Below are 6,861 nucleotides of genomic sequence, written 5' to 3'. Positions count from 1 at the left end.
GACTTGCTGCAGGATTTCCATCGAGCGACGGGTGAAACAGATCGCTCGGCTGCCTTGCGAGAACTGCAACTCGGCTGACAGCACCACACTGGCCACGCCGTGGCGCGCCAACTCCAGCGCCGTTACCATGCCCGCCGGACCCGAGCCGACAACCACGACTTTTTTTCGGTCCTGCTTTGGGTGTGCCGAGGGCAGCCAGGGCTTGAAAACTTCGTAGGTGTAATAAATGCAAGGACGCGCTTGGGTGGTGGGGGTGTGCATGGTGTGATGGCGTCAAGTGGATTTCAGCGAGGACGGGCGTGGGCGATCAGGCGGTCGAACAGGGCGCTCAAGCTCGTTTGTTCTTTGGCAGTCAGGCAGCCAAAAATTTGTTCGTTGCGGTGGGCGATCATGTCCATGGCGCGCTGGAATACTTTGCGCCCGCTGGGTGTGAGCGTCAGCACCACGCCTCGGCCATCGCCCGGGTGGTCGGCTTTGAACACCAGACCCTGATCGGCCAGGGCCTGTGCAGCGCGGCTGGCCTGGCCTTTGTTCAGGTTGGCTTTGTCCGCAAGCTCTTTGACCGACAAAGGCTCGAACGCGCCAATCGTCGACAGGCAGCGTCCGTCGCTCATCGACAAACCGGTGCGCTCCGGGTAGGCCGACTGGCTGTCCGCATCGGTCAGCTTGTGCAGTTGGTGCAGACGGTAGGTCAGTGTCCGGTCGAGGGGCGGGGTCATGTGTGTGCCTGGTTTTTCTGTCTTGAAGGAGCCTGATTTTAGAGTTATTTTGTTGCGCACGCAACCATTTATGCTGTGGACGGATGTGCGCATCCCGGTGCGCAAAAAAAAACGCCTGAGGATCGCTCAGGCGTTATGGGGGGGTGAGGGGCGCTGTTTAGGGGCGTTGAGTGGCTCAGAAGCGTTCGAGCTCTGGGTGTTTGATCGCCCCCGCCCGCACCAGCATGCGGCCATATTCAGCGCAGCGGTTGAGCGTGGGGATGACCTTGCCGGGGTTCAGCAGGCTTTGCGGGTCAAAGGCGCGTTTGACGGCAAACATCTGTTCGTTCTCTTCGGCACTGAATTGCACGCACATGCTGTTGACCTTCTCGATGCCCACGCCATGCTCGCCCGTGACGGTGCCTCCCATGGCCACGCTGGTTTCCAGAATGTCAGCGCCAAACAGTTCGCAACGGCGCAATTGGTCGGCATCGTTGGCATCAAACAGGATCAGCGGGTGCAGGTTGCCGTCGCCTGCGTGAAACACGTTCAGGCATTTCAGGCCGTACTTGATTTCCATCTCGGAAATGGCTTGCAGGATGTCGGCTAGGCGCTTGCGCGGAATGGTCGAGTCCATGCACATGTAATCGGGGCTGATCCGGCCCGAGGCCGGGAAGGCATTTTTGCGGCCGCTCCAGAACTTCAGGCGTTGGGCCTCGTCGCGGCTCACGGTGATGGCGGTGGCGCCGCAGTTGCGCAGCACCTCGCTCATGCGGCCGATTTCTTCTTCGACTTCTTCGGGTGTGCCGTCGCTCTCGCACAGCAGGATGGCGGCGGCGCTCAGGTCGTAGTCGGCGTGCACAAAGTCTTCTACCGCGGCGGTCATGGGGCCGTCCATCATTTCCAGGCCGGCAGGGATGATGCCGGCAGCGATCACGGCAGCCACGGCGTCGCCTGCTTTGCGCACGTCGTCAAAGCTGGCCATGATGCAGCGCGCCAGCATGGGTTTGGGCACCAGCTTGACGGTGACTTCGGTGGTCACGGCCAGCATACCTTCGCTGCCCACCAGCACGGCCAGCAAGTCGTAGCCGGGGGTGTCGAGCGCATCGCTGCCAAATTCGATCGGGTCGCCTTCGATGGTGAAGCCGCGCACCTTGAGCACGTTGTGCACCGTCAGGCCGTATTTGAGGCAGTGCACGCCGCCAGAGTTTTCAGCCACATTGCCACCAATCGTGCAGGCAATTTGGCTGGACGGGTCGGGCGCGTAATACAGGCCGTAGGGCGCGGCCGCCTCGCTGATGGCCAGGTTGCGCACGCCGCATTGCACCACCGCCGTGCGACTGACCGGGTCGACTTTTTGGATCTGGTTAAAGCGCGCCATCGACAGCGTCACGCCCATGCGGTGAGGCATCGCGCCACCCGACAAGCCCGTGCCCGCGCCACGAGCCACCACGGGCACTTTCAGGGCATGGCAGGCTTGGAGCACAGCTTTGACCTGGGCCTCGGTTTCAGGCAAAGCCACCACCAAAGGCCGCTCACGGTAAGCCGTCAGGCCATCGCACTCGTAGGGCGTGGTGTCCTCGGGCGTGTAGAGGATGGCGTCGGCGGGCAGGACCCGGCCCAAGGCCTGCACCACGGCGCGTTGGCGCTCGGCGCGTTCGGTGGCGGTCAGTTGCTGCGTTTCGATGGGGGTGTTGGCGCTCATGGCATTCAAAACCTTGAAATGAAGGCTTGAATGTACGCCCTGGCCGGATGGCGTGGGTTGAATAATCTTTGACAGGTCTGTGAATTCAGCCGTGGCGCCATGAGGCCCTAGGCCAGGATGCTTTTGAGCCAGTCGGCAAAGGTGGCGCATTCCCAGCGTTCCATGGTGCCGGTGCGCCAGCACAGATAGTGGGCGTGCGGGCTGGGGACGCTGCGCTCAAACAAACGGACCAGTTGGCCGCTTTCTAGCCAGGGCGCCGCCAGTTTGGTGCGGATCAGGCCAACGCCCAGGCCCTGGGCCGCGGCGTCGCACACGAGGCCGATGTCGTTGAAAGACGAACCGTCCATGGGTTCAGGCCAGTCGAGGTTGTGCGCGGCAAACCAGGTGCGCCAGGGCTCCAGCGGACTGCGCAGCAGAGACACGCCCTGCAGCTCTTCTGCGTTGCTGAAAGGGCCGTTTTCGCGCAGCCAGGCGGGTGAGGCCAGAGGCGTCACATCGTCTTTGGCCAGGCAGACGTGCTCGACATCCGAGTAGCGGCCAGTGCCAAAACGCACCGTCAGGTCGGCGTCTTCGGCCACCACGTCCAGCAGCGGAATGCTCACTTGCAGGGTGATGTCGATCTCGGGGTAGGCGTCTAGAAAATGCTTCAGGCGCGGCATCAGGATGGAGCGGGCAAAGGTGGGCGTGACCGCCAGTCGCAATTTGCGCCGTCCGGGGGTGTTGTTGGTGCTCGGGAAGCGTTGCAAAGACACCAGGCCTTCGCGCACATGGGCCAGATATTCGTTGCCTTCTGTCGTGAGGGAAAAGTCCGACCGGCCAAACAGCTTGGTGCCAATGATCTGCTCCAGTTGCTTGACCCGGTGGCTCACAGCGCTGGGGGTCACACACAACTCTTCGGCCGCCTGGGTCACGCTGCGCAAGCGGGCCAGGGCCTCAAACGTCAAGAGGCACTGGATGGGCGGAATGCGTGAGGTGGTGGACATGGGGACTTAATCGGTTGGGGACAGAGCTAAAGATCTGTCCCGCAAAGTTATTTATTTAAAAATCACGGTTTTGTGGCCGTTGATCAGGACGCGGTGTTCGCTGTGCCATTTCACGGCGCGGGCCAGTACCTGGCTTTCTGTGTCACGGCCAATGGTGGTCAGGTCTTCCACGGTTTTGCTGTGGTCCACGCGGGCCACATCCTGCTCGATGATCGGGCCTTCGTCCAGATCGGCTGTCACATAGTGAGCTGTGGCCCCGATCAGCTTCACACCCCGGTCGTGCGCCTGGTAGTAAGGCTTGGCGCCCTTGAAGCTGGGCAGAAATGAGTGGTGGATGTTGATGGCGCGTCCCGCCAATTTGCGGCACAGGTCGTCGCTGAGGACCTGCATGTAGCGCGCCAGCACCACCAGTTCTGCCCCTTCGGCCTGGATAACCTCGTATTGCCTGGCTTCGGCTTGCGCCTTGTTGTCCTTGCTGACCGGAATATGGTGAAACGGCACGTTGTAGCTGGCGGCCAGTTGGTAAAACTCGCGGTGGTTGCTGACGATGGCGCGAATGTCCAGCGGTAGCAAGCCGCTCTTCCAGCGGAACAGCAGATCGTTCAGGCAGTGGCCCTCCTTGCTGACCATGAGCACGGTGCGCATGGGCTGGGTGGTGGCGTGCAGGTCCCACTTCATCTGGAAGGTTTGGGCAAATTCGCCCCACTGCAATTTCAGGACGTCGCCGTCAGCTTGCGCGCACGCAAATTGCACACGCATGAAGAACAGGCCCGTATCGTGGTCGTTGTATTGCGCGGCCTCTTCGATGTTGCCCCCGCGCTCCAGCAAGAAACCTGATACGGCGTGCACGATGCCGATTCGGTCAGGGCAGGAGAGGGTCAGGATGTAGGTGGTGGTCATGGGGCAGACTGCAGGATTCGCCATGGCCGCTGAAAGGCTGGGCGCGTTCGTTTTGAGAAGTTCTATTGTAGAGACCCCTTTTTTCAGGTCCCAAGCTTTGTCGCGCTGGGGCTGGCGCCTGCCGGTTTGCCCTTTAAACTGTGTGACTGCACTTACCTCAAGGAGTTTTGCCGTGGCCCATACCGAGATGAACATGGACAACCAGTGGTTGCCTTTCACGCCCAACCGCAGCTTCAAGCAAGACCCGCGTGTGTTTGTGGGGGCCGAGGGCATGCACTTCACCACCCACGATGGCAAAAAAGTCCTCGACGGCATCTCCAGCCTGTGGTGTGTGGGCGCAGGCCACAACCGCCGCCCAATCAACGAGGCCATCAAGAAGCAGCTGGACACGCTGGACTACGCCACCGCTTTCCAGGCCAGCAACGACAAGGCTTTCAAGGCTGCAGAAATGATTGCCGCCATGGCGCCGGGCGACCTGAACAAGGTGTTGTTCTGCAACTCAGGCTCTGAAGCGGCCGATACCGCCCTGAAAGTGGCATTGGCCTACCACCGCGCGCGGGGCGAAGGCCATCGCAATGTGTTCATTGGCCGCGAAAAGGGTTACCACGGCGTCAACTTTGGCGGCATGAGTGTGGGGGGCTTGCCCGCCAACCGCAAGGTCTATGGCGCGCAACTGCTGCCCCGTGTCGACCACATGCGTTTTATTCACGACCCGGTGAACCACGCCTACATTCACCATGAAGAGCCGGTGTGGGCCGAAGACCCTTTGCTGGAGCTGGAAAACCGCATCCTGGTGCTGCACGACCCCAGCAACATCGCGGCGGTGATCGTCGAACCCATTGCCGGCAGCGCGGGCTGGTTCATCCCACCTCAGGGTTATGTGAAGCGCTTGCGCGAGATCTGTGACAAGCACGGCATCCTGCTGATTTTTGACGAAGTCATCACCGGCTTTGGTCGCCTGGGCGTGAACTTTGGCGCCGACTTCTATGGCGTGGTGCCCGACATGCTGAACTTCGCCAAGGCGGTGACCAATGGCGTGATTCCCTTGGGCGGCGTGATCTGTCGCGACTTCATTTACGACGCGATGATGAACGCCAATTCGCCCCAGCACGCCGTCGAGTTTTTCCACGGCTACACCTACTCCGGTCACCCCGTGGCCTGCGCAGCAGCGATTGCCACACTCGACTTGATGAAGGAAGAAAACCTGTTTGTTCGTGCTGGCGAAAAAGGCAAAGTGCTGGGCGATGCGATGCACAGCGCCTTCAAGGGCTTGCCCAATGTGATCGGCATCCGCACGCTGGGCCTGGCCGGGGCGGTAGAGTTGTCCAGCATCGCCGGCTCACCCGGCAAGCGGGTGTACGACATCTTCATGGACTGTTTCCATAAAGGCGTGTGGGTGCGGCCAGCGGGCGAAAACCTGGTGATCTGCCCGCCCTACATTGTGGAAGACGCGCACATCGACCAGATCGTGCAGACCGTGGCCGACAGCATCCGCAGGCATGCCTGAACGGCCAACGCTTGCCAAGCCATTTCGACCGCCCACGCGCAGCACCCCTGTTGCGCAATGCCGGGCAGTGGCTGATTGGCGTGAGTTGGTGCGCACCGCGCCCCGCTGAAGGGCGTGCTGATGAGGGCAGGGCCGATTTTTAGTGGTTTTAGTGGGCTGGATAGGCACAAAAAAGCCGCCTGAGAGGCGGCTTTTTTGGGGGGTGCGGTACGGGCTTTCAGTGCACCACAACAGGGTGTTGCGCCAGGCCGGTGTAGCCTTCCAAGGTGTCTTCGACTTCTTCTTGGGTGGGGGTGTGTTGCTGCCAGGCCTGGATTTGTTGCTGGAACATCTCGGCCCATGAGCCATCCAGGTAGACCTCTTTGCCCGAGCGTTTGTCTACGATTTCGAAACCATGGCGTTCCAGCAGGGGCTTTTGGGTCGCTGGAGCTGGTTCGGCAGGTGCGTTGGCCAGCACATGCATCACGGCAAATGTTTCGGATTCATACAACAGGTTCATGCGTCATTCTCTCTCAAGATCAGTACTGGAAGTGAGGCCTTTTTTTTGAACTTCAAGAGGGTGTGGTTTTTACCCCGTCGGGTGCAGACGCTGGCAACGGCGGCAGCGCTTCTTTGCCACTCAACAGCAAGTCGATGAAGCTGCCATTGACCTGGCTGATGCGGATGCGCACCGGCATCCAGGCGTGTTGCGCGGCGACCCAGAACTCCACCTTCGCATCGAAGCGGTTGCGCGGCTGGCAGACCCATTTGACGGTGGGCAGGGTTTGACCATCGAGCACCAAGGTTTCGGGCGAGCCCAGGGTCAGCAGCCAGGGCAAGGCGTCCCGGGTGGTGGCGGTCTGAATTTGCAAACGCGTGCCCGGCTGAAAGCGCTGGGGGTCACCCGCCATCGCGGCAGCCAGTTGCACATAAAGACTGATCTGGTCTTGTGCGCCGGGTTCCAGCGCTGCGACGGGCGCGTTGGTGCTGAAGACCACCCGGTTTTGTGCACGGTCAAAGTGGGCTGCACGCTCGTTGCGCCAACTGTCTGAAAAGCGCGTGGGGGCCAGGCCTGCGCTGGTGATGTTC

General features: G+C 61.0%; 8 protein-coding genes. 1 reads left to right on the top strand and 7 read right to left on the bottom strand.

All coding sequences use genetic code 11. The features are described 5' to 3' along the window. The 5 genes from ACIQ3A_RS12935 to purU all read right to left on the bottom strand — a co-directional run. Nucleotides 1-261: FAD-dependent monooxygenase (locus tag ACIQ3A_RS12935; protein ID WP_396432139.1), on the bottom strand; the 261-nt coding region annotated here is incomplete at its 3' end. Between the two features lie 23 nt (nucleotides 262-284). Beyond that, complete coding sequence (locus ACIQ3A_RS12930) at nucleotides 285-719, bottom strand: MarR family winged helix-turn-helix transcriptional regulator (RefSeq protein ID WP_396432138.1); 435 nt, start codon at nucleotides 717-719, stop codon at nucleotides 285-287. Nucleotides 720-894: 175 nt separating this feature from the next. Continuing rightward, a complete protein-coding gene (locus ACIQ3A_RS12925) occupies nucleotides 895-2,403 on the bottom strand; it encodes an FAD-linked oxidase C-terminal domain-containing protein (RefSeq protein ID WP_396432137.1) in 1,509 nt (502 codons plus the stop codon). Between the two features lie 107 nt (nucleotides 2,404-2,510). Next, nucleotides 2,511-3,386, bottom strand: a complete 876-nt coding sequence (locus ACIQ3A_RS12920; RefSeq protein WP_396432136.1) for a LysR substrate-binding domain-containing protein — start codon at nucleotides 3,384-3,386, stop codon at nucleotides 2,511-2,513. A 51-nt stretch (nucleotides 3,387-3,437) separates the two neighbouring features. Next, entirely contained in the window at nucleotides 3,438-4,286 is an 849-nt protein-coding gene (purU, locus tag ACIQ3A_RS12915) for a formyltetrahydrofolate deformylase (protein ID WP_396432135.1), read from the bottom strand. Nucleotides 4,287-4,473: 187 nt separating this feature from the next. Here purU and ACIQ3A_RS12910 point away from each other — a divergent pair, with 187 nt between their 5' ends. Continuing rightward, nucleotides 4,474-5,793: an aminotransferase class III-fold pyridoxal phosphate-dependent enzyme gene (locus tag ACIQ3A_RS12910; RefSeq protein WP_396432140.1), complete on the top strand. Its 1,320-nt coding sequence runs from the start codon at nucleotides 4,474-4,476 to the stop codon at nucleotides 5,791-5,793. A gap of 217 nt (nucleotides 5,794-6,010) precedes the next feature. On the opposite strand, the gene ACIQ3A_RS12905 is transcribed toward ACIQ3A_RS12910, so the two are convergent. Next, the gene (locus tag ACIQ3A_RS12905) at nucleotides 6,011-6,292 is read right to left on the bottom strand and encodes a DUF3567 domain-containing protein (protein WP_396432134.1); all 282 of its coding nucleotides are present in this window, start codon (nucleotides 6,290-6,292) and stop codon (nucleotides 6,011-6,013) included. 52 nt (nucleotides 6,293-6,344) lie between these two features. Then, nucleotides 6,345-6,861: DUF3108 domain-containing protein (locus tag ACIQ3A_RS12900; RefSeq protein ID WP_396432133.1), on the bottom strand; the 517-nt coding region annotated here is incomplete at its 5' end.

It is taken from the genome of Limnohabitans sp. (genome assembly GCF_044361985.1).
Classification (GTDB): Bacteria; Pseudomonadota; Gammaproteobacteria; order Burkholderiales; family Burkholderiaceae_C; genus Limnohabitans_A.
This window is presented reverse-complemented; position numbering and strand designations above follow the sequence as displayed.